The organism is Caballeronia sp. BR00000012568055 (assembly GCF_029439455.1).
Taxonomy (GTDB): domain Bacteria; phylum Pseudomonadota; class Gammaproteobacteria; order Burkholderiales; family Burkholderiaceae; genus Caballeronia.
The window spans coordinates 31377-53780 of the sequence record NZ_JAQFVG010000311.1; the positions used below are offsets into that span (position 1 = coordinate 31377).

26 protein-coding genes and 1 tRNA gene are annotated in these 22404 nt (G+C 60.9%); 12 read left to right on the plus strand and 15 right to left on the minus strand.

Translation table 11 applies throughout. The annotated features are described in order from the left end of the window. Positions 1-114: 114 nt before the first annotated feature. The 3 genes from argJ to P7F28_RS22475 are packed head-to-tail and all read left to right on the plus strand — an operon-like array spanning position 115 to position 2662. Positions 115-1356: a bifunctional glutamate N-acetyltransferase/amino-acid acetyltransferase ArgJ gene (gene argJ, locus P7F28_RS22465; RefSeq protein ID WP_277186966.1), complete on the plus strand. Its 1242-nt coding sequence runs from the start codon at positions 115-117 to the stop codon at positions 1354-1356. Positions 1357-1361: 5 nt separating this feature from the next. Then, positions 1362-2225, plus strand: coding sequence for an ATP-binding protein (locus tag P7F28_RS22470; RefSeq protein ID WP_277186967.1), 864 nt, complete (start codon positions 1362-1364; stop codon positions 2223-2225). Further along, on the plus strand, positions 2222-2662 hold the full coding sequence (locus P7F28_RS22475; RefSeq protein ID WP_277186968.1) for an NUDIX domain-containing protein: 441 nt from the start codon (positions 2222-2224) through the stop codon (positions 2660-2662). The genes P7F28_RS22470 and P7F28_RS22475 overlap by 4 nt, the downstream gene beginning before the upstream one ends. Positions 2663-2672: 10 nt before the next feature. On the opposite strand, the gene P7F28_RS22480 is transcribed toward P7F28_RS22475, so the two are convergent. The 11 genes from P7F28_RS22480 to P7F28_RS22530 all read right to left on the minus strand — a co-directional run bounded on the left by P7F28_RS22480 (position 2673) and on the right by P7F28_RS22530 (position 11186). Further along, the gene (locus P7F28_RS22480) at positions 2673-2864 is read right to left on the minus strand and encodes a DNA gyrase inhibitor YacG (RefSeq protein WP_277186969.1); all 192 of its coding nucleotides are present in this window, start codon (positions 2862-2864) and stop codon (positions 2673-2675) included. Positions 2865-2951: 87 nt separating this feature from the next. Continuing rightward, complete coding sequence (gene zapD, locus P7F28_RS22485; RefSeq protein ID WP_277186970.1) at positions 2952-3707, minus strand: cell division protein ZapD; 756 nt, start codon at positions 3705-3707, stop codon at positions 2952-2954. A 170-nt stretch (positions 3708-3877) separates the two neighbouring features. After that, positions 3878-4483, minus strand: a complete 606-nt coding sequence (gene coaE, locus P7F28_RS22490) for a dephospho-CoA kinase (protein WP_277186971.1) — start codon at positions 4481-4483, stop codon at positions 3878-3880. Positions 4484-4492: 9 nt separating this feature from the next. Beyond that, entirely contained in the window at positions 4493-5404 is a 912-nt protein-coding gene (locus P7F28_RS22495; protein WP_277186972.1) for an A24 family peptidase, read from the minus strand. Between the two features lie 31 nt (positions 5405-5435). Then, positions 5436-6638: a type II secretion system F family protein gene (locus P7F28_RS22500; RefSeq protein ID WP_277186973.1), complete on the minus strand. Its 1203-nt coding sequence runs from the start codon at positions 6636-6638 to the stop codon at positions 5436-5438. Beyond that, positions 6638-7804, minus strand: a complete 1167-nt coding sequence (locus P7F28_RS22505; protein ID WP_277186974.1) for a GspE/PulE family protein — start codon at positions 7802-7804, stop codon at positions 6638-6640. The genes P7F28_RS22500 and P7F28_RS22505 overlap by 1 nt, the downstream gene beginning before the upstream one ends. 70 nt (positions 7805-7874) lie before the next feature. Next, positions 7875-9170, minus strand: coding sequence for an HlyC/CorC family transporter (locus P7F28_RS22510; RefSeq protein WP_277186975.1), 1296 nt, complete (start codon positions 9168-9170; stop codon positions 7875-7877). Positions 9171-9268: 98 nt separating this feature from the next. Beyond that, entirely contained in the window at positions 9269-9427 is a 159-nt protein-coding gene (locus tag P7F28_RS22515) for a hypothetical protein (protein ID WP_277186976.1), read from the minus strand. 20 nt (positions 9428-9447) lie between these two features. Then, positions 9448-9891, minus strand: coding sequence for a hypothetical protein (locus tag P7F28_RS22520; protein WP_277186977.1), 444 nt, complete (start codon positions 9889-9891; stop codon positions 9448-9450). A 178-nt stretch (positions 9892-10069) separates the two neighbouring features. Next, positions 10070-10146: transfer RNA gene (locus P7F28_RS22525), tRNA-Pro, on the minus strand. Between the two features lie 47 nt (positions 10147-10193). After that, complete coding sequence (locus P7F28_RS22530) at positions 10194-11186, minus strand: polyprenyl synthetase family protein (RefSeq protein WP_277186978.1); 993 nt, start codon at positions 11184-11186, stop codon at positions 10194-10196. Positions 11187-11407: 221 nt separating this feature from the next. On the opposite strand from P7F28_RS22530, the gene rplU reads away from it, so the two are divergent. From rplU to proB, 4 genes are all read left to right on the plus strand, one after another. Continuing rightward, positions 11408-11719, plus strand: a complete 312-nt coding sequence (gene rplU / locus P7F28_RS22535) for a 50S ribosomal protein L21 (RefSeq protein ID WP_035511298.1) — start codon at positions 11408-11410, stop codon at positions 11717-11719. A 26-nt stretch (positions 11720-11745) separates the two neighbouring features. After that, entirely contained in the window at positions 11746-12006 is a 261-nt protein-coding gene (gene rpmA, locus P7F28_RS22540; RefSeq protein WP_277186979.1) for a 50S ribosomal protein L27, read from the plus strand. Between the two features lie 145 nt (positions 12007-12151). Further along, the gene (gene cgtA / locus P7F28_RS22545; RefSeq protein WP_277186980.1) at positions 12152-13237 is read left to right on the plus strand and encodes an Obg family GTPase CgtA; all 1086 of its coding nucleotides are present in this window, start codon (positions 12152-12154) and stop codon (positions 13235-13237) included. 22 nt (positions 13238-13259) lie between these two features. Then, on the plus strand, positions 13260-14378 hold the full coding sequence (gene proB / locus P7F28_RS22550) for a glutamate 5-kinase (RefSeq protein WP_277186981.1): 1119 nt from the start codon (positions 13260-13262) through the stop codon (positions 14376-14378). Positions 14379-14439: 61 nt separating this feature from the next. On the opposite strand, the gene P7F28_RS22555 is transcribed toward proB, so the two are convergent. Next, positions 14440-15009 (minus strand): CNP1-like family protein, encoded by a 570-nt coding sequence (locus P7F28_RS22555; protein WP_277186982.1) that lies wholly within the window; start codon positions 15007-15009, stop codon positions 14440-14442. Positions 15010-15103: 94 nt separating this feature from the next. Further along, entirely contained in the window at positions 15104-15754 is a 651-nt protein-coding gene (locus P7F28_RS22560) for an RNA pyrophosphohydrolase (RefSeq protein WP_277186983.1), read from the minus strand. Positions 15755-15991: 237 nt separating this feature from the next. Between P7F28_RS22560 and P7F28_RS22565 the strand changes: the two genes are divergently transcribed. After that, complete coding sequence (locus tag P7F28_RS22565) at positions 15992-17728, plus strand: proline--tRNA ligase (protein ID WP_277186984.1); 1737 nt, start codon at positions 15992-15994, stop codon at positions 17726-17728. Beyond that, positions 17728-18327: a MarC family protein gene (locus P7F28_RS22570; RefSeq protein WP_277186985.1), complete on the plus strand. Its 600-nt coding sequence runs from the start codon at positions 17728-17730 to the stop codon at positions 18325-18327. Before P7F28_RS22565 ends, P7F28_RS22570 begins: the two co-directional genes overlap by 1 nt. Positions 18328-18354: 27 nt before the next feature. Here the strand turns inward: P7F28_RS22570 and P7F28_RS22575 are convergent, their stop codons facing one another. Together P7F28_RS22575 and ffh are read right to left on the minus strand one after the other, a co-directional pair. Beyond that, positions 18355-18906, minus strand: coding sequence for a hypoxanthine-guanine phosphoribosyltransferase (locus P7F28_RS22575; RefSeq protein ID WP_277186986.1), 552 nt, complete (start codon positions 18904-18906; stop codon positions 18355-18357). Positions 18907-19029: 123 nt separating this feature from the next. Next, positions 19030-20397: a signal recognition particle protein gene (gene ffh, locus P7F28_RS22580; protein ID WP_277186987.1), complete on the minus strand. Its 1368-nt coding sequence runs from the start codon at positions 20395-20397 to the stop codon at positions 19030-19032. Positions 20398-20507: 110 nt separating this feature from the next. On the opposite strand from ffh, the gene P7F28_RS22585 reads away from it, so the two are divergent. From P7F28_RS22585 to ampD, 3 genes are read left to right on the plus strand one after another with little or no spacing between them, the layout of a single operon-like run. Further along, a complete protein-coding gene (locus P7F28_RS22585; RefSeq protein ID WP_277186988.1) occupies positions 20508-21419 on the plus strand; it encodes an inner membrane protein YpjD in 912 nt (303 codons plus the stop codon). 19 nt (positions 21420-21438) lie between these two features. Further along, positions 21439-21774: a PP0621 family protein gene (locus P7F28_RS22590; protein WP_277186989.1), complete on the plus strand. Its 336-nt coding sequence runs from the start codon at positions 21439-21441 to the stop codon at positions 21772-21774. Then, on the plus strand, positions 21771-22352 hold the full coding sequence (ampD, locus tag P7F28_RS22595) for a 1,6-anhydro-N-acetylmuramyl-L-alanine amidase AmpD (protein ID WP_277186990.1): 582 nt from the start codon (positions 21771-21773) through the stop codon (positions 22350-22352). Before P7F28_RS22590 ends, ampD begins: the two co-directional genes overlap by 4 nt. Positions 22353-22404: the final 52 nt, after the last annotated feature.

The following is a 22404-nucleotide window of genomic DNA, read 5'->3' on the forward strand; positions in this document are numbered from 1 at the left end:
GTAATGCGTCGTTTGTCTTTGCAGAACCCGAAGCGGGCGTGTCAGCAAACGCCCGCAGTCTTTCACAGCGCGTCGGCATCACGCTGGCGCCGCCACCATCAGCGAGTCGCGAACATGGCCGTCAATTTCCCCTCGATCGAACCCGCAGCGCTTCATCCCGTCGCCGGCGTCACGCTAGGCTGGGCCGAGGCGAATATCCGCAAGCCCAATCGCAAGGACGTGCTCGTGATTCGCGTCGATGAAGGCGCGTCGGTTGCGGGCGTGTTCACGCAGAATCGTTTCTGTGCCGCGCCGGTTATCGTGTGCCGTGAGCATTTGGCGGCCGCGGGCAAAGGCGGCAAGGGCATTCGTGCGCTGGTCGTGAATACGGGCAATGCGAACGCGGGCACGGGCGAGCCGGGTCTGGCGATCGCGCGTGAAACCTGCGCTGAACTCGCGCGTCTGACGAGCCTCGATGCGCAGCAGATTCTGCCGTTCTCCACCGGCGTGATTCTCGAACCGCTGCCGGTCGATCGTTTGAAAGCCGGTTTGCCCGCCGCGCTTGCCAATCAGCAAGCAGCGCATTGGTTCGATGCCGCGCAAGCCATCATGACGACGGATACGTTGCCGAAGGCCGCATCGCGACAGGTGAAGATCGACGGCCACACGGTCACGCTGTCGGGCATCAGCAAGGGCGCGGGCATGATCAAGCCGAACATGGCCACCATGCTCGGTTTCCTCGCGTTCGATGCCAACGTCGCGCAGCCGGTGCTCGATGAACTCGTCAAGCACGTCGCGGATCGTTCGTTCAACTGCATCACGATCGATGGCGATACATCGACCAACGATTCGTTCATCCTCATCGCGTCGGGCAAGTCGAGTTTGCCGGCGATCACATCGACGGATTCGCCCGCATACGCCGCATTGCGCGATGTCGTCACCGAAGTCGCGCAGGAACTCGCGCAACTGATCGTGCGTGACGGCGAAGGCGCGACCAAGTTCATGACCGTGACCGTCGAAGGCGGCAAGAACGTCGCTGAATGCCGTCAGATTGCTTATGCCATCGGGCACTCGCCGCTCGTGAAGACCGCGTTCTATGCATCGGACCCGAACCTCGGCCGCATTCTCGCGGCGATCGGCTATGCGGGCGTAACGGACCTCGACGTCGGCAAGATCGATCTGTATCTGGACGATGTGCTCGTCGCGAAGGCGGGCGGTCGCAATCCCGAGTACAAGGAAGAAGACGGTCAGCGCGTGATGAAGAAAAGCGAAATTCTGATCCGCGTCGTGCTCGGCCGTGGCGATGCCCACGCGACCGTTTGGACCTGTGACTTTTCGCACGAGTACGTGAGCATCAACGCCGACTATCGCTCGTAAAACGAATGGACAAACTCGAACAATTTCTCACGCGCGCCGAAGCGGTTCTCGCGCGCATCGAAGGCATGTTGCCGCCGGCCGCACCCGATATCGATTGGGAATCCGCAGTGGCGTTTCGCTGGCGCAAGCGGCAAGGGCGCGGCTTCCTGCAACCCGTGACGGCGATTTCGCATATCGGGCTTGATGATCTGCAGAATATCGACCGCCAGAAAGGGCTGATCGAGCAGAACACGAAGCAGTTCGTGCAGAAGCTGCCCGCGAACAACGTGCTGCTGACCGGCGCGCGCGGCACGGGCAAGTCGTCGCTGATCAAGGCGTGTCTGAACGCGTATTCGAAAGACGGCCTGCGCCTGATCGAAGTCGATAAAGACGATCTCCACGATCTCGGCGATATCGTCGATCTGATTTCGGCGCGGCCCGAGCGCTTTATCGTGTTCTGCGACGACCTTTCCTTCGAGGAAGGCGAGTCGGGCTACAAGGCGCTGAAAGTCGCGCTCGATGGCTCCGTCGCCGCGCAGTCCGATAACGTGCTGATCTACGCGACGTCGAATCGCCGGCATTTGCTGCCGGAATACATGAGCGATAACGAAACCTACAAGCACACGTCCGATGGCGAGATTCATCCCGGCGAAGTGGTCGAGGAAAAGATTTCGCTGTCCGAGCGCTTCGGCTTGTGGGTGAGTTTTTATCCGTTCAAGCAGGACGACTATCTGTCGATCGTCGGTCACTGGCTGCGTCATTTCGGTTGCGACGACGAAGAAATCGCCGGTGCGCGCGGCGATGCGCTGGTCTGGGCGCTTGAACGCGGATCGCGTTCGGGCCGCGTGGCGTGGCAATTCGCGCGCGACTGGTCGGGCCGCAAGCAATGAGCGATACCCAAAGTACCCAAAGCGATATCGCGCCGGACGGCCGCAAATTCACGAAAGTCGCCGTCGGCGTGATGGTTCAGCCCGACGGACGCTATCTGCTCGCGCAACGGCCCGAAGGCAAGCCGTACGAAGGCTACTGGGAATTTCCGGGCGGCAAGCTGGAAGAGGGCGAGAGCATCGAAGCGGCGCTCGGGCGTGAACTGCACGAGGAATTGGGTATCGACGTCACCGCGTGCGAGTTGTGGCGCACGCTGGAGCATGACTATCCGCACGCCTATGTGCGGCTGTTCTTCTGCAAGGTGACGAAGTGGGACGGCACGCCGCTTGGCCGCGAAGGTCAGGCGATTTCGTGGCAAACGCTGCCGGTGGAAGTCGCGCCGCTGCTGCCCGCGGCCATTCCCATTTTGGAATGGCTCGAGGAAGAAGAGCGCGAGTAGACGTTCTGGCTTAGTTCAGGCCGCCGCGCGAATCATCGTCCGGCGGCGTTTCCTGTGAATTTCCTTCGATCTTGTACTTCTCGGTCGCCCACGCGCCGAGATCGATTTGTTTGCATCGCTCGGAGCAAAACGGGCGAAAGCGGCTTTCGGGAATCCAGCGGACATCCTTGCCGCAGGTCGGGCATTTGACGACAGTGTTCATGACAGTTGCAGTTCGAGCCGACTAATAAAGCCGTATTTGACCATATGCGGTCAAAACGCTCATGGCGCGCTCACTTCCGGTAACAGTTCAAAGACTGCAAAGCGTCAGATGGAACGGCACATCGACATCCACCGCGCGCGGTTTCAGATCGCCGTCCTGCACGGTGAAACGCACCCACAACATGTACTTGTTCGCGCTCGCTTCGGGAATCACGCGCGTGTCGGGCGAAACGCGCACCTGCATCAATTGATACGTGCGGCCCGAGAGCATTTGCTGATAGCTGCCCTGCATCGCCATGACTTTCGATGCCTGGCCGCTTTCACGCGCGAGACGCAGCACGATGGCGGCGGCGTCGCGCAAAGCAAGCATAGGCATCACCCATTTGGCGATGTCCTGACGACGCTCTTCCACCGGCAATTGCTGCCACGCGTAGTACGACGGAAGATCGAACTTGCAGGTGCCACCGGGAATGATCGTGCGGCTGCGAATGCTCGCGAGCCATTCGTTATCAGCGAGATGCTGGCCGGTTTTGCCGTGCATATCGCCCATACCGGCGAGCGTGGATTCGATTTCCCCGAGCACGGCTTCGAGCGCGTCCTGCTCGATGCCCGGATTGCCCCGGAACGGCGCAAGCGTTTGACGCTGGCGTTCCAGTTCCTTCATGAGATCGGCTTTGAGATCCGTGCGGCCGGCGACTTCGGCAATTTCGAAGAGCGTGGTGAGCGCGACGTGGTGCTCGCGCGCGTCTTCCTGAGTCAGAAAGAACGTGAAGCGCTCGAACAGATCTTCGAGGCGCAGCAGCGTCCGGATTCGCTCGTTGAAGGGATACTCGTAAAGGATCAAGCGCGCTCGCCTCGGCGTGGGTCAGGTTGCTTCCATTAGCGGAAGTCAGCACATTCTAATGCTGCATCCCTACCCTAGCAAATCGGGCCAATTTCGCGCATCAAATGAGCGATTTCACTGCTGAAAAGGGAACTTTTTCGACTTTTCGCGCGCGATACGTAAGACTTTCGTCATAAGGATGCGAGTTCGAGATAGCGTTCGTGGAGCGTTTTGACTTGCTGATCGAGCGATGCCAGCGTGCTCGTTTCGTCATTGGTGACGATATCGTCGGCGGCAGCGATGCGCGCCTCGCGTGTTGCCTGCTTCGCGATGGTCGCCAGCACTTGTTCGCGCGTGAAAGCATTGCGTTTTATCACGCGCGCGATCTGCGTTTCGACCGGGCAATCGACCACGAGCACGCGCGATACACGCGCTTTCCAATCGCCCGATTCGACCAGCAGCGGCACCACGACGATGTGATACGCGCCGCCCGCCGCGTTGCGCTGTCGCTCGGTTTCCGCGCGGATCAGCGGATGTACGATGGCTTCGAGACGCGCTTTCGCGGTGTCGTCAGAAAAGACGAGTTCGCGCATTTTCGCGCGATCGAGCGCGCCGTTCGGTGCGACGAAGGCATCGCCGAATTCGCTGGCGATGAGCGGCATCGCGACGCCGCCGGGCGCGGTCATCTGATGCGCGATCAGATCGGCATCGACGAGCGTGACGCCGCGTGCAGCGAACAGATCCGCCACCGTGCTCTTGCCACTGCCGATGCCGCCCGTCAGACCGATGCTGAACATCCCGAACTCCTATCCGAACAACGAGTAGAGCGGCGTGCCGAGGTAGAGCGTGATTGCGCCACCCGCCGCGAGAAACGGGCCGAAGGGCAACGGTTCCTCGAATTTCATGCGCCCGCGCCATGTGGCGATGATGCCCGCCAGCGCGCCCGCCACCGCCGAGATCAGCACGACCTGCGCCAGCGATGCCCAGCCCAGCCACGCGCCCAACGCCGCAAGCAATTTGAAGTCGCCGTAACCCATGCCTTCGACGCCGCGCGCGAGTTTGAACAACCAGTACACGCACCATAGAAACAGATATCCGGCGATCGCGCCTGCGACGGCGTCCTGAAGCGTCGCGAATCCGCCATAGCCGAAATTGACGATCAGACCGGCCCACAAAAGCGGCAACGTGAGCACGTCGGGCAGATAGCGCGTGTCGTAATCGATCAGGCCGGCGGCGAGCAGCGTCGCGCATAGACCAAAGGACGAAAGCGCGAGCCACGTCGGACCGAACGTGAACAGCGACAACGCCGCGAGCGCGCCTGTCGCGAGTTCGATCAACGGATAGCGCGGACTCACGCGCGCGCCGCACGATCCGCATCTGCCACGCAGCGCCAGATAACTCACGACCGGAATGTTTTCCCACGCCCGCAGAACATGCCCGCAATGCGGACACGCGCTGCGCGGCACGGCGAGATTGAAGCGCGCGGGATACGGATCGCCGGGCGGCGCGGGCGCGTCGGGCATCGATGATTCCACTTCGGAGCGCCACGCGCGCTCCAGCATCACCGGAAGCCGATGCACGACGACCGTCAGAAAGCTGCCGATCACCAGCCCGAACACAATCGCGAACGCGTACTGCACGCCCGTGGGCAGCGCGGCGAACGCCAGCTCGAAGCGGCTCGCGAAATGAACGGCGGTTGGATCGAACGAAGGCTGCATGATGGTTTGACGATGGCTTTGGCCCGCGATGCTACACCACGTTGCCGAGCTGGATGATGGGAAGATACATCGCGATGACGAGGCCGCCTACGAGCGCGCCGAGCACGGTAATGACGAGCGGCTCGCACAGACTCGCGAACGTGCCGATGCGCTCGTCCACCTGGCGATCGGCCAGCGAGGCGAGATCGAGCAGCATCGAGTCGAGCGAGCCGGATTCTTCGGCGACGGCGATCGGCTGCACGACATCTTGCGGGAAGCAGCCGAGCGCGCGCATCGCGGCGGCGAGGCGTTCGCCATTGTGCAGGCGCTTGGCGATATCGACGGTCGCGTTGTCGAAGACGCGGTTGCCGGTGGCGTGCGAGAGGGAATCGAAGGCATCGGAGAGCGGCGTGCCGGCGGCGAGCAGCGTGCCGAGCGCGCGGCTCCAGCGCGCGACCGCCAGCGCCCGCAGCAGCGCACCCGCCAGCGGCAGTTTCAAGGCAATGCGATCGGCCTTCTCGCGCGCTTCCGGCGAGCGTTTCATCCAGCGCATCAAAATCAATGCGATGCCCGTGCTGATCGTCGCGAACGGTAATGCATGACGCGCGACGCCATCGGAGAGGGCGAGCACGAAGCGCGTCGGCGCGGGCAGCGCGGCGCCGAAGCCATCGAAAATGGTTTTGAACGTGGGCACGACGCCGATCAGCAATCCTGCCGTGATCGCCAGAGACAACAGCAACACCATCACCGGATACGTCAGCGCGGCGCGCAATTTCGCTCGTTGCGATGCGGCGCGTTCGCGGTCATCGGCAAGGCGCGTGAGCACGGCGGGCAGCGCGCCCGCGACTTCGCCAACCGCGATCAACTGGCAATACAGTGCGCCGAACGCGTTCGGATGATTGGCGAGCGCCGCGGAAAACGGCACGCCGCGCGAGATATCGCGTGAGACGTGTTTCAGGATGCGCGGCAGGCCGCTGCGCATGCCGGCATCGGCGAGCAAGTCGAGCGCGCCTGCGAGCGGCAGACCCGCGCGCAGCAAGCCGGAAAGCTGACGCGTGAAGATCGTCACGTCATTGGTCGATGCCTTGGGCGGCGGCGCGTCGCCAAGCGCTTCGATGTCCAGCGCGATCACGCCGTCGCGCTGAAGCGACGCGCGCACGTTCGCGGCGTCGAGGGCGATCAGCTTGCCGCGTTTTATCGCGCCATCGGTGTTTATGCCGCGCCAGGCAAAGCGCGTTTCGATCGATGTTTGCATCACGCGGATTCCGTTGCTTCTGCCGCTTCGGCGACGCTCGTCACGCCTTCGCGGACGCGCGCGAAAGCGGCATCGCGCAATGTTGGCATACCTTCGGAGCGCGCCTGACGCGCGATCTCATGCGTTGCCGCGCGCGCGACGATCAACTCGCGCAAGGCATCGGAAACCGGCATCAACTGATGCACGCCCACGCGCCCGCGATATCCGATGCCATGACACTTCGGACACCCGCGCGGCTCGAACGGACGAAAGCCATCATCGAGCGTGAGCGAAGACGGCGCGCGACACGCCTCGCACAACTTGCGCACCAGCCGTTGCGCCGTGACCATCCGCAGCGCCGATGCAAGGTTATACGGCGCGATGCCTATATCGATCAGCCGCGCGATAGCGGCGGGCGCGTCGTTCGTATGTAGCGTCGAGAGCACGAGATGACCGGTTTGCGCGGCCTTGACTGCGACGTCGGCGGTTTCGGTATCGCGGATTTCGCCGACCATGATCACGTCCGGGTCTTGTCGCATGAACGCACGCAACGCGACCGCAAAGTTCAGCCCGGCTTTCTCGCGCACGCTCACCTGATTGATGCCCGCGAGCTGAATCTCGGCGGGATCTTCGACCGAACAGATATTGCGTGCATCGGCGTTGAGCATTTGCAGGAAGCAATAGAGCGAAAGCGTTTTGCCGCTACCGGTCGGGCCGGTCACGAGCACCAAACCATGCGGCGCGCGAATCGCGGATTCGACGACGGCGCTTTGCTGCGCGCTCAGTCCGAGCGCATCGAGCGAAAGATCTTGCGGCAGCGCATCGAGACGGCGCAGCACGAGCTTTTCGCCAAACAGCGTTGGCAGCGAACTAACGCGATAGTCGCCGATCTGCGCGCCCGGCAGCGTCAGCCGCAAGCGCCCGTCCTGCGGCACGCGCCGCTCCGCGATATCCATGCGCGACAGCACTTTGATCCGCGTGATGAAGGCATCGCGCAGATGCGCGGGCGGATGGCGCAGCACGTGCAGCGCGCCATCGACACGCAATCGAATGCGCCACGCGTGCTCGAACGGCTCGACGTGAATATCCGATGCGCCGCGCGCTGCGGCTTCGCGCAAGGTATCGGTGAGCAGCGAGACGGCGGGCGCGTCGTCGCCGGAAGCGGTGATGAAGGCGGGAGCGTTCATGTGAAGGCGTCGAAGTGGAGATGAGTCGATCATCTCGCGCGCCTTCACATCTGACTATTCGGCCGAATGGCTAACGCGTCGCGCGTTTCGCGGTGACCTTTTCGGGCGGACGGAAGATTTTGACGGTGCGGATGGCTTGATCGTCGCTGCGCAGGACTTCGAAATGCACGCCCGCAATCAGGATCGATACATCGCCATCCGGAATATCTTCGAGCGTTTCGAGAATCAAACCGTTGAGCGTTTTCGGGCCATCGGTCGGCAACGTCAGCTTCAGCCAGCGATTCAACTCGCGCAAAGGCATCGTTCCCGCGACGATGCACTCGCCGTTCTCATCCCAGCCGCTGCGCGATCCTGCGCCGCGCGGAATCGTCGTCGTGAATTCGCCGATCAGTTCTTCGATGATGTCTTCCGGCGTCACCAGCCCCTGCAACTCACCGTATTCATCGACCACGATAGCGATGCGGTGACCGCTTTCCTGGAAGTATTGCAACTGCTGAAACACAGGCGTGCCGGCGGGCACGAAGTAAGGCTCGGCGAGCAATTCGCGCAGCGTGTCGCGTTCCAGTTCCTGATTGTGTAACGCGGACAGCGTTTTGCGCACGTGCAGCACGCCAAGCACGCGGTCGATATCGCCTTGATAGACGACCAGCTTATTGTGATAGCAGGTTTCGAGTTGATGCAGAATCTGCTCGAACGGCGCGTCGAAATCGAGCGCTTCGATACGGCGGCGCGGGATCATCACGTCATCGACGGTGATGTTTTCCAGATCGAAAAGATTGAGCAGGATGCTGCGGTGCTTGGTCGGCATAAAGCTGCCGGTTTCCAGCACGATGGTGCGCAACTCTTCCGGCGAAATCCGCTGATCGCGCTTGCTTTTGGTATTGATGTGCAGCGCGGCCAGAATGGCGTTGGCGAACAGATTCACAAACCAGATCAGCGGCCGACCGATGCGCATGAGCGGCGCGAGCACCAGACTCGCGGGCAGCGCCACTTTCTCCGGATACGTCGCGCCAACGATCTTCGGCGCAATCTCCGCGAACACGATGATAAGAAACGCGATCACCCCGGTCGTGATCGACAGCACCATATTATTGTGACCGAACGTGCGCAGCGCGATCGACGTGGTGAGCACGGGAATGATCGTGTTGATCAGGTTATTGCCGATCAGAATGACCGACAGCAACTGATCCGTCTTCGCGAGCAGCCCTTGCGTGGTGCGCGCGCGCAGCGATCCCTGACTGGCCAAGTGCTTCAGCCGATGGCGATTGAGCGCCATCATCGACGTTTCGGAGATCGAGAAGAAGCCTGAAAAGATCAGCAGCAGAAAAATGGCGCAAATCTGCGCCCATAAGGGGAGGTTGTCCACGCGATTGATCGGGTAGGGCGGAGATGGCTTGGAATATAGCAGAAGGGGGTGATGGGGGCTGGCGGCTGTTTTAACGTTAGGCCGCCGTTTCCGTGGCGCTAGTGTTTGTGAATGAGCAGCGCGATCATCATGTACCAGGTTGGCACCATGGTTCCGCAGATGAACCAGAACACGCACAGTTGAAACTGCGCGCGGTCCTCAGGCGATGTATTGACGAGCCAATCTGTCGAGCGTTTGATCCAACGTTTGATGAACACGGTGTACCTCTATATATCTGTCATGAAATTATTGCGTGCGAACTCGCGTAGGCAATTACAGCAACCGTCGTCAGGCCGATCGACAACCTGAGCGTCCGGTTCTTTGGGAAGCGATCGGACATCGTACGCATTGATACTTCGCGCTCATGCGCATCAAGAGAGGCATTCGCTACTAGTACAGCACAACCTACGATTAGTATCGAAAAGATCAGGATAACCAACTGTATCATCGTAATTTCGGTGCCTACAACTTCCCTTTTGTGAATAAGTGCGATATTCAGTTCATAAATCGCTGCCGATGAAAGGGCGATGGCTGACCAGTACAACTGACCATCTTTGATCGAAGCAACGATCAGTTCGCGGGCAGTGTTTCTGCCAAACGAGACAGAGGCCAGAGAGAGAATAAATATCGGTCCGAGTGTCGGCACGCCGAGATTCAACAAGAACCAAAAGAAGTAATTCATCGATCGCGCAAGTTTTATTGACTATGCGATCGATGCTAGCGGGAGTTATCGGCGGATGGGGTACGCAGAGCGGGCATTAGCCATTCGGTAGATACCTGCACGGCAGCGCTTAAATGCGCGAAGCAAAACACAAAAGAAAAAGCCCGCATGGCAAACCATGCGGGCTTTTCGAAAATTCTGGTCGGGGTGAGAGGATTCGAACCTCCGGCCTCTACGTCCCGAACGTAGCGCTCTACCAGGCTAAGCTACACCCCGAATTGTCCAAACGGACTAAATGTACTGCAATGTCGTTTTAGTCTCTTTCAAGACTGTCTCGACGTCGAGTAAGAACATAATTCTAGCAGGCTCTCTTTGAAAATGGAATCGGGAAATGAAGAAATCGCATCGGCGGCGGCTTGCGCTTCTTTTCGTGCACATTCCAGCGTGTGGTCGAGCGCGCCAGACGTCGTGATCGCGTGGAAGATCGTGTCGAAACGATCCGTGCCGCCTTGCTCGATCGCTTCACGCGCGAGCGCTGCCTGTTCGGGCGTGCCGTGCTCCATCAGATAGATGAGCGGCAGCGTGGGCTTGCCTTCGCGCAGATCATCGCCGGCGTTCTTGCCCATCGATTCCGGCGTGCCGGTGTAGTCGAGCCAATCGTCCATGATCTGAAACGCCGTGCCGATACGCCGCCCAAACTCCGCCGCCGCCGCTTCCGTGCGCGCATCCGATCCGGCCAGCACCGCGCCAAGCTGCGCCGCAGCTTCGAACAGCTTCGCCGTTTTGTAGCGGATCACCTGCATGTAACGCGCTTCGTCCACGTCCGGATCGTGCATGTTCAGCAGTTGCAGCACTTCGCCTTCGGAAATGATGTTGGTCGCGACCGAGAGAATCTCCATCACGCGCATCTTGCCGACGCTCACCATCATCTCGAACGAGCGCGAGTACAGAAAATCGCCGACCAGCACGCTCGCCGCGTTGCCGAACAGCGCGTTCGCAGTCTTGCGGCCACGGCGCAGATCGGATTCATCGACGACATCGTCGTGCAGCAGCGTCGCGGTGTGGATGAATTCGACCACCGCCGCCAGTTCGTGCCGATGCCCGGTTGTATCGCCCAATGCGCCCGAGACGAGCAGCAGCAGCGCCGGACGCAGCCGCTTGCCGCCCGCGCCGATGATGTACTCGGAAATCTGGTTGATGAGCATCACTTCTGATGCCAGGCGCTGCCGGATGACGCGATTGACCTGCTGCATGTCCTCGGCGATCGGGGCGAGCAGCGCGGCGGCGTTGGGGGAGGAAGTGGCGGTGGACGACATGATCGGCAAATAGGGTAGTGCCGCGGATTATAAGTCGAATCCGACTGCCGCCGGAGTTTGCCGCGTCGGACTCAGCCTTTCGGGGGATAACACCCCGTTTCCGGTCGGTGGCGGCGCGCCTCGGAATTCGCCGATGGTCTTTGACGTCGCACGTAACCCTATGTATAATCGCGTGTTTCCCGCGTGGTGCGTGGAAAATAGAATTCTGAGTGAGGTTCTCAATGTACGCGGTCATAAAAACCGGCGGCAAGCAGTATAAAGTTGCTGTCGGCGAAAAATTGAAAGTAGAACAGATACCGGCAGACATTGACGCTGAAATCACGCTCGACCAGGTTCTCGCAGTAGGCGAAGGCGAATCGATTAAGTTCGGTACGCCGCTGGTGGGTGGGGCTTCCGTCAAGGCTACCGTTGTGTCGCAAGGTCGTCACAAGAAAGTGACCATCTTCAAGATGCGTCGCCGGAAGCACTACCAAAAGCACGCTGGCCATCGCCAGAACTACACCGAACTGCGCATCGACGCGATCAACGCGTAAGCGCATCCGGTTAAGGAGCTAAGCAAATGGCACACAAAAAAGCAGGCGGGTCTTCCCGCAACGGCCGCGACTCCGAGAGCAAACGCCTCGGCGTGAAGGTGTACGGCGGCCAGGCAATCAACGCAGGCGGCATCATCGTTCGTCAACGCGGCACGCGTATGCACCCGGGCGAGAACGTCGGTATCGGCAAGGATCACACCTTGTTCGCGCTGACCGACGGCCACGTCAAGTTCACGACGAAGGGCGCAGGGAAGAAGCACACGGTCGTCGTGGTCCCGGCAGCGTAAATTTTACGCACGGGCTTCAGGACCGGAAAAAGGCCCCGCGAAGTTCGCGGGGCCTTTTTCTTTTGTAGTCAACAAGCGTAGTAGTCCGTGACCCGCAAGCAAAGGTCGCGGCAAAATAGAGTGAAAACACGGGACGGAGCAACGCATGAAGTTCATTGACGAAGCGAGGATTGAAGTCATCGCCGGCGACGGAGGTGATGGCAGCGCGTCGATGCGCCGCGAAAAGTTCGTCCCGTTCGGCGGGCCGGATGGCGGCGACGGCGGGCGTGGCGGCAGCGTCTGGGCGGTCGCGGATCGCAATATCAACACGCTGATCGACTATCGGTTTTCTAAGAAGCATCAGGCGCGCAACGGCGAAAACGGCCGCGGCGCGGACTGCTACGGCAAGGGCGGCGACGATATCACGCTGCGTATGCCGGTCGGCACCATCATCACGGATCAGGAAACGGGCGAATTGATCGCCGATCTGACCGAGCACAATCAACAGGTTCAGGTCGCGCAAGGCGGCGCGGGCGGGCTCGGCAATCTGCATTTCAAGTCGAGTACGAATCGCGCGCCGCGTCAGAAGACCGACGGCAAGCCCGGCGAGCGCCGCATGCTCAGGCTTGAACTGAAAGTACTCGCGGATGTCGGTCTGCTCGGCATGCCGAACGCGGGGAAATCGACGTTCATTTCGTCGGTGTCGAACGCGCGGCCGAAGATCGCGGATTATCCGTTCACCACGCTCGCGCCGAATCTCGGCGTGGTGCGCGTGGGACCGAGCAAGAGCTTCGTGATCGCGGATATTCCGGGTCTGATCGAAGGCGCGGCGGAAGGCGCGGGCTTGGGGCATCAGTTCCTGCGGCATTTGCAGCGCACGGGCGTGCTGCTGCATATCGTCGATCTCGCTCCGTTCGATGAAACCGTCGATCCCGTCGCCGAAGCGCGCGCGATCGTCAACGAACTGCGCAAATACGACGAGTCGCTGTATGAGAAGCCGCGCTGGCTCGTGCTGAACAAGCTCGACATGATTCCAGACGACGAACGCGAAGCGCGCGTGAACGACTTCCTCGAACGCTTCGAGTGGGACGGCCCGGTCTACGAGATTTCGGCGCTCACCGGTCAGGGCTGCGAAGCGCTGACCTACGCAATCTTCGACTACATCTCGCAGCATTCGGATGCATCGCGGGCGGCGGAAGCCGAAGATCTCGCCGCCGACGTGCGTTTCCGCGACGAAGCATCGAAGGAATAACGAAACCAGGAGAAAGCGCCCGATGCGTTCGGTGATCGCCGCTGCGAAGCGAATCGTTGTCAAAGTGGGGTCCAGTCTCGTCACGAATGACGGGCGCGGGCTCGATCATGCTGCAATCAATCGCTGGGCGTCGCAAATCGCGGCGCTCCGCGAGCAGGGCAAGGAAGTCGTGCTGGTGAGTTCGGGCGCGATTGCCGAGGGTATCCATCGGCTGGGCTGGAGTAAGCGGCCGCGCGAGATCGATGAATTGCAGGCGGCGGCGGCGGTCGGCCAGATGGGGCTGGCGCAGGTGTATGAAAGCAGTTTCGGCGCGCACGGCATTCGCACCGCGCAGATTCTGCTCACACACGCCGATCTTGCCGATCGCGAACGCTATCTGAATGCGCGCTCCACGCTGCTTACACTGCTGCGTCTGGGCGCGGTGCCGATCATCAACGAGAACGACACCGTCATCACCGATGAAATCAAGTTCGGTGATAACGACACGCTCGGCGCGCTGGTCGCCAATCTGATCGAAGGCGATGCGCTGGTCATTCTCACCGATCAGCGTGGTCTCTTCACCGCCGATCCACGCAAGGACCCGAGCGCCACGCTCGTCGAACAAGCCGATGCCGGCACGCCAGAGCTGGAGCAAATGGCCGGCGGCGCAGGTTCGAGCCTCGGACGCGGCGGCATGTTGGCCAAGATTCTCGCGGCGAAACGCGCGGCGCATAGCGGTGCGAACACGGTGACCGCGAGCGGGCGCGAGGCGGATGTGCTGACGCGGCTCGCTTCGGGCGAACTCATCGGCACGCAACTGATCGCGCGTACGGCGCGGATGGCGGCGCGCAAGCAATGGATGGCGGATCACTTGCAGGTGCGTGGGCACGTGGTTATCGACAAGGGCGCGGTGCAAAAGCTTACTGACGACGGCAAGAGCTTGCTGCCGATCGGCGTGATCGACGTAAAAGGCGCGTTCGATCGCGGTGAAGTGATCGCGTGCGTGAACGATCAGGGGCAGGAAGTGGCGCGCGGCATCACCAATTACAGCAGTTCGGAGGCGCGGCTGATCCATCGCCGGCCGAGCGGCGAGATCGAAACGGTGCTCGGCTATATGCTGGAGCCGGAGCTGATCCATCGCGATAATCTGGTGCTGGTCTGACGCGCTTCAAACGAAAACGCCCGCTGAACCAGCGGGCGTTTTCACATTCGAAGCTAGAAAATCAGCGCAGATTGATCGAACTCTGCGTCCGCTTGTACTGAATGTTATTGACGATCTGCTTGGCGTCACCGACCGGCAACTTGCTGGTGCAGAAATAATCCTGATACAGCGCCGCCTGATACGCGTTCAGCTCACCGTTCTCGATGCGCTTAAACTCGAACGCGCTACCGCGATCCCATCCCGTTCCATCCTCGTTGATGCTCGCATAGCGACGCCACTCATACGTGTCGCAACGAATGCCTTCGTAGTTCACGTTGCGCGCGCCGCTCGGGCTGGCAGCAACGACCGTGTACCGAATCACGCCATCATCGCCAACCGTCAGCGAAGTCTTGTCGATGGAAAACGTCAGCGGCGTGTTCTGCGAAACATTGAACGGCAAAAGGTTCGATGCCTGCGGCAACGGCGGCAGCGTATCGACCTTGTTTTCGACCCAGTTCGTCTTGCGGTCGAGCAGATAGGCGAATGCGCTGTCGTCCTTGTTGCTGGGTTCCTTGGAGCTGCCGCAGCCGGCGAGCGTGAGGAGCGCGGCCGCAGATGCCGCAATGACCGCGAGTGAGGCGTTGACTTTCAATTGGGCGTTCCCGAAAACGTACGCGCGAAGCGACACGGCGAGAGTATCGCCATGCCGCTGCTTCGAGTGGAAGTTAAAGAAAGAAGCGCAGTAATCAGTCGCACGGATGACGCTGCACGACGATGTGCACTTCTTCGCTGACCGAGCATTCTGCCTGAACCGTCGCACCAGAGGCGGATACGGCAGGTGCTTCGATCACCATCGACGTGACCACGCGTGGATAACGCGGTCCGTGATGGGCGGCGCGCTCGCCGCGTTCACCGCGAGCATTGGTTCGCCGCAGGAACCGGGATAGCTCGGTCAGAGCCATTTGATAAACGTCGCGCTTGAACTCGATGACCGCGTCCAGCGGCACCCAATACTCGTTCCAGCGCCAGGCATCGAACTCCGGATGGTCCGTCGCACGCAGGCAGATGTCGCAGTCACGCCCAACCATGCGCAGCAGAAACCAGATCTGTTTCTGACCGCGATAGTGACCGCGCACCTCGCGCTTGATGAACTTGTCCGGCACCTCATAACGCAGCCAGTCGCGCGTGCGACCGACAACTTTCACATGCTCCGGTAGCAGGCCGGTTTCTTCGTGTAACTCCCGATACATCGCTTGCACGGGGGTCTCGCCGTACTTGATGCCCCCTTGCGGAAACTGCCAGGAATGTTCACGCAGTCGCTTGCCCCAAAACACTTCGTTGCGCGCGTTCAAGAGGATGATGCCGACGTTCGGGCGAAAGCCTTCACGATCCAGCATACAGCCACCTTCAAATCCTTTAAAATTGCTTTGATTATAAACAGTTAACGGACCCTGCGCACCGGCAGGAACCCCAATTCGGGGCACGATTTCACGCGCCTGTCAGACAAGCTTTGCCAGTCGAATCGGAAGACGGCAAAATCTTCAGTTCGCTGGTCGTTCCGTTTGTTCACCTTTGATTCGCCTGCTTCGCCACCTTTTGAGCACGAAGCCGCGCGCCGTATCTGGAAAATTTGAATGAAAGCATCCCGTTTCTTCATCGGCACTCTGAAAGAAGCTCCCGCCGACGCCGAGATCGTCAGCCACAAGCTGATGATGCGCGCCGGCATGATCCGCCGCGTCGCGGGCGGCATTTACGACTATCTGCCGATCGGCCTGCGCTCGGTGCGCAAGGTCGAAGCCATCGTGCGTGAAGAGATGAATCGCGCGGGCGCGCTCGAATTGCTGATGCCCGCCGTGCAGCCCGCCGAACTCTGGCAGGAATCCGGCCGCTGGGTGCAGTACGGTCCGGAACTGCTGCGTTTGAAGGATCGTCACGAGCGTGAATTCGTGGTCGGGCCGACGCACGAGGAAGTGGTGACGGATATCGCGCGCCGCGAGATCAAGAGCTATCGCCAGTTGCCGGTGAATTTCTATCAGATTCAAACCAAGTTCCGCGATGAAATCCGTCCGCGCTTCGGCGTGATGCGTGGCCGCGAATTCATCATGAAGGACGCGTATTCGTTCGATAAGGACACCGCAGGTCTGGCCGAGTCGTATCGAAAGATGTACGACGCTTACGTGCGCATCTTCACGCGCATCGGTCTGGAATTCCGCGCGGTGGCGGCGGATAACGGTTCGATCGGCGGCAGCGGTTCGCATGAGTTCCACGTGATCGCGGATACGGGCGAAGACGACATCGCGTATTGTCCGACTTCGGATTTCGCGGCGAACGTCGAAGCGGCCGAAGGTTTGCCGCTGATCGCCGAGCGCGCAGCGCCCACGGAAGAACTGAAGAAGACGCCGACGCCCGGCGCTGCGAAGTGCGAAGCGGTCGCGCAGCTTCTGAACATCCCGCTTGAAAAGACCATCAAGTCGATCATTCTCGCGACCGAGAACGAAGGCGCCGAGCCGACCATTTGGCTCTTGATGCTGCGCGGCGATCACTCGCTGAACGACATCAAGACGAACAAGCTGCCGGGCCTGAAGGAGTATCGCTTTGCGACCGAAGCCGAGATCATCGAATGGTTCGGCACGCCGCCGGGCTATCTCGGTCCGATCGGCACGAAGAAGCCGGTGCGCGTGATCGCCGATCGCACGGTCGCGAACATGAGCGATTTCGTCGTCGGCACGAACGAGGTGGATTACCACACGACCGGCGTGAACTGGGGCCGCGATCTGCCGGAACCGGAAGTGGCGGATATCCGCAATGTCGTCGCGGGCGATCCGTCGCCGGACGGCAAGGGCACGTTGTCGATCTGCCGTGGTATCGAAGTGGGTCACGTGTTCCAGCTCGGCACCAAGTATTCCGAAGCGATGAACGCCACCTTCCTCGACGAAAACGGCAAGCCCGCGCCGATGCAGATGGGCTGCTACGGCATCGGCGTGACGCGCGTGCTGGGCGCGGCGATCGAACAGAATTTCGACGACAAGGGCATCATCTGGCCGGAAGCGATTGCGCCGTTCGAAGTCGTGATCTGCCCGATGGGCTATGACCGCAGCGACGCCGTGCGCGAGCAGGCCGACAAGCTGTATGCATCGCTTCAGGAAGCAGGTATCGACGTGATACTGGATGATCGCGGCGAGCGTCCCGGCGTGATGTTCGCGGATTGGGAACTGATCGGCGTGCCGCATCGCGTGGTGATCGGCGATCGTGGGTTGAAGGACGGCAAAGTGGAGTATCAGGGCCGTCGCGAAACCGAAGCCACGCTGCTGCCGGTGGATGAGGCGGCGGGCGTGGTGATTGGCAAAATCCGTGAGGCGCTCGCGAAGTAATGCAGTACAACTTCCTGTCGGCGACCATTCTGCTTCTGCTGATTACGGACCCGCTCGGCAACATTCCGATCTTCATCAACGCGTTGCGCGGCGTCGCTACCGAGCGGCGTCGCGTGGTGATTTTGCGTGAAGTGGCGATCGCGTTCGGCATCCTGCTGATCTTCATGCTGGCCGGCGACCGTTTTTTGCGCGCGATGAATCTCACGGATTTGTCGTTGCGCATTGCGGGCGGAATCGTGCTGTTTTTGATCGCGTTGCGGATGATTTTTCCGCATCCCGATGGCGCGATGGGCGGTGACTCGCGCGGTGGCGAACCGCTGATCGTGCCGCTGGCTATTCCGGCGCTGGCGGGTCCATCGGCATTGGCGACGGTGATGCTGCTGACATCGCAAGCGCCGGGAAAGATGCTGGAATGGGTCGGCGCGCTTTCCGTGACGATGGCCGTCTGCGCGATCGTGCTGATTCTTGCGGAGAAGATTCAGCAGTGGCTTGGTGAACGTGTGGTGACCGCGTTCGAACGCCTGATGGGACTCGTGCTGGTGGCGATTTCGGTCGAGATGATTCTGACTGGCATACGTACTTTCGTGCATCAGCTGTAAAAAAAGCGGCCTTGGCCGCTTTTTTGTTTATGCCCCCTCAGTCAACGCCCGAATAGTCGGCAAATTCCGCCAATACCCCTTCGCATCCATCCCACACCCGAACACATACCGATCCGGCACTTCAAACCCGCAGAAGTCAGGACGCAGCGGCTTCGCCTTCGGGATGATCTTCTCGCACAGCACCGCCGACAGAAACTTCTTCGCGCCCATCGCCATGATGCGGTCGCGGATCGCGGCCATCGTCTCGCCTTCGTCGAGAATATCGTCGAGCACCAGCACCACGCGATCCTTCACCGACTCAGCGGGAGCCACACGCCATTGCATCTCGCTACTGCCCTTGATGGCATTGCGATAGCGCGTCAGATGGATGTAGTCGAACTCGAGCGGGAAGTCGAGATGCGGCAGCAGCATGCCGGTGAACACGGCCGCGCCCCCCATGACCGACAGCACGAGCGGGAATTCATCACCCGTCTCCGACTTGATGGCTCCGGCCATGCGCGCGATCGATGCGTTGACGTCCGTCGCCGAAACGATCTCTTCGGAGTGGCTGAAAATATGGAGAGCTTCTTCGCGATTCATAAGGGCAAGCGGGGGAAGGCTGACTTCTTAGTGTGGAAAAAAATGTCGGCGAACGCCATATGATAAACCCGCGTTCCTTCGCCTGTGACGACGACAAAAACGCGAATTTGTTTTGCGGTGCGATCAGCGCATGCCGGGCAACATGCCCTTCATGCCGCGCATCATCTTTTGCAGGTTGCCGCCCTTGAGCTTTTTCATCATGCCGCGCATCTGCTCGTATTGATTCAGCATGCGATTCACTTCCTGGACATGCACGCCCGCGCCCGCCGCGATCCGACGCTTGCGCGCCGCCTTGATGAGTTCCGGTTTCGCGCGTTCCTGAAGCGTCATGGAATTGATGATGCCTTCCATGCGGCGCATCTGCTTTTCGGCGTTGTTCATGTCCGCGCCTTGCGCGGCCTGCTGGAACTGCGCGGGCAGCTTGTCCATCAGGGACGAAAGGCCGCCCATGTTCTTCATCTGCGCCAGTTGCGCCTTGAAGTCGTTCAGGTCGAAGTCGCCGCCTTTCTTGACTTTGTCGGCGAGCTTTTGCGCGGCTTGCGTATCGACACCGCGTTGCGCTTCCTCGACGAGCGCCATGATGTCGCCCATGCCGAGAATCCGGTTCGCCATGCGATCCGGGTGGAACACTTCGAGCCCGTCCAGCTTTTCCGCGACGCCGACGAACTTGATCGGCTTGCCGGTGACATGGCGCACGGACAGCGCCGCGCCGCCGCGTGAATCGCCGTCGAGCTTGGTGAGGACGACGCCGGTGAGCGGCAAGGCATCGTTGAACGCCTTGGCCGTGTTGACCGCGTCCTGACCGAGCATGGCATCGACGACGAACAGCGTTTCAGCGGGCTTGAGCAGCGTATGCAGCTCGCTGATCTCGTTCATCATGGCTTCGTCGATACCGAGACGGCCGGCCGTATCGACGATCACGACGTCGTTGTAATGCCGCTTCGCCCAGTCGATCGCCGCGCGCGCGATATCCGCAGGCTTCTGATTCGGCTCCGACGGGAAGAAGTCCGCGCCGACCTGTTCGGTGACCGTCTGCAACTGACGAATAGCCGCCGGGCGATACACGTCCACGGAAACCGTCAGCACTTTCTTCTTGTGCTTTTCGCGCAGAAATTTGGCGAGCTTGCCGGACGTGGTAGTTTTACCTGCGCCCTGCAAACCGGCCATGAGGATAACGGCAGGCGGCGCGACCGCGAGATTCAGTTCGGCGGCTTTGCCTTCGTAATCGCCGCCGATCACGGCAGTCAGTTCGCGCTGCACGACGCCGACCAGCGCCTGACCCGGCGACAGACTGGCCAGCACTTCCTCGCCGAGCGCCTTTTCCTTCACCTTCGCGATGAACTCGCGCACCACAGGCAGCGCCACGTCTGCTTCGAGCAGGGCGAGGCGCACTTCGCGCAGCATCTCCTGCGTGTTGGCCTCGGTGAGCCGGGCCTCGCCGCGCAGCGTCTTGACGACGCGCGCCATCCGTTGAGTGAGGTTATCGAGCATGGGGAGCGCTAAAGAATGCGGCCCTTGTTTCGCCGAGAACGGATCTTTCGCCCCGCGTTGATGCAAGGGAGAAGACGTCGTGAATCAAGGGCCTAGTGTAAACTTCGAACATGGATATTGTACTGTATGCCCTCACTGCGCTTCTCTACGGCGGACTGGCCGTAGCGGGCTGGCGCGCGCATCGTCACACGGCCGTGGAGCCGGCGCTGGCGGGCGTGCCAGCGGGCATTGCGCCGCTTGAAGCGAAACCCAAAACTCCGGCGATGGGCACGGCCACGCGCGCTCTATTATTAATAGCGTTGCTGGTACACGGCGTCTTGCTGCACACCACCATCTTTCCCCAGAACGCGATGATCTTCGGCTTCGCGTTCGCGCTCTCGGCCATGTTCTGGCTGGGCGCGGGCATCTACTGGATCGAAAGCTTTTTCTTTCCGCTCGATGGCCTGCGTCTGCTATTGCTGCCGCTCGCCTGCGTGGCGTCGCTGATGCCGCTGCTGTTCGGCGGCGTGCGCGTGCTCTCGTATTCCGCCGCGCCGATGTTCAAGCTGCATTTTCTCATCGCCAATATTGCTTACGGCTTGTTTGCGATCGCCGCGCTCCACGCCATTCTGATGCTGATGCTCGAACGCCGCCTGCAACGCATGCGCGGCACGGCGCTGCGTCACGCGGACAACGGCGGCTGGCTCGCAAGTTGGCTCGATACCTTGCCGCCGCTGCTTACGCTCGAAAAACTGCTGTTCCGGCTGATCGGCGCGGGCTTCGTGCTGCTGACGCTCACGCTGTTGTCGGGGATCGCGTTCAATGAGCAACTCGTCGATCGCGCCTTGCGGCTCGATCACAAGACCGTGTTTGCGTTCCTGTCGTGGCTGATGTTCGGCGCGCTGCTGACCGCGCGCCGCATTTCCGGCTGGCGCGGCCGCGCGGCGCTGCGTTGGGTGTTGGCGTCGTTCGTTGCGCTGTTGCTCGCGTATGTGGGCAGTCGCTTCGTGTTCGAAGTGCTGCTGCATCGCGCGGTAGTCTGACCGTTTTCTGTTGAATCCGATGCGAAACTTCATTCTTCTGATCGCGCTGTTCTTCGTTACGCAATGGCTGCTCAAGAAGCTGCGCCGCGCGAACGAGCGCTCGCAAGCCGAAGCACGAGCCGATGCGCGATCCGACCCGCGCGCCGACTCACGCACGTCCGGCGCGAACACCCGCACGCGCAGCGATGCCAACGTTGGCAGCGCGCCGCAATTGCTCGATCCGCTGATCCGCTGCGCGCAGTGCGGCGTGCATACGCCTCGCAGCGAATCCGTGGTCGTAGCGGGCCAGCGCTTCTGCTGCGCCGATCACGCTCGCCGATACACCGCCGCCCCGACCGGCCGCGACGCGCGATGAGCGCATCGCGTATCGACGCGCTGGGGTGGCTGACCGGCGCGACGCGTTTGCCATCGCCGAACTTCGAGGCGCGTCCCGGCGACGCGGTGCCGACGCTGATCGTCGTGCACAACATCAGCTTGCCGCCCGACGACTTCACGACCGACTCCATCGCGCGCTTCTTCCAGAACACGCTCGATCACGACGCGCATCCGTACTTCGATCACCTGCGCGGCATGCGCGTGTCGGCGCACTTCGTGATTCGCCGCAGCGGTGAGATCGAGCAATTCGTTTCCTGCGATGAGCGCGCGTGGCACGCGGGCGTCTCCACCTTCTTCGGCCGCGAGCGATGCAACGATTTTTCGATCGGCATCGAGATGGAAGGCAGCGATAACGTGCCGTTCGACGACGCGCAATACACGGCGCTCGGCAAGCTCGTAAGCATCATCGTCAAGCGTTATCCGATCGATGCGATCGCCGGGCATTCGGACATCGCGCCTGGCCGCAAGACCGATCCGGGACCGCATTTCGACTGGCCGCGTCTGCGTCAAGACAGCGCCTTGCCTGCCGCTTTTTTCCCCTTCCGGTCAAACGTCTGATCGCACAGTAAGGTCTTTCTCGTTGCAGCGCAGCAGCGTCGCGCGCAAGCCC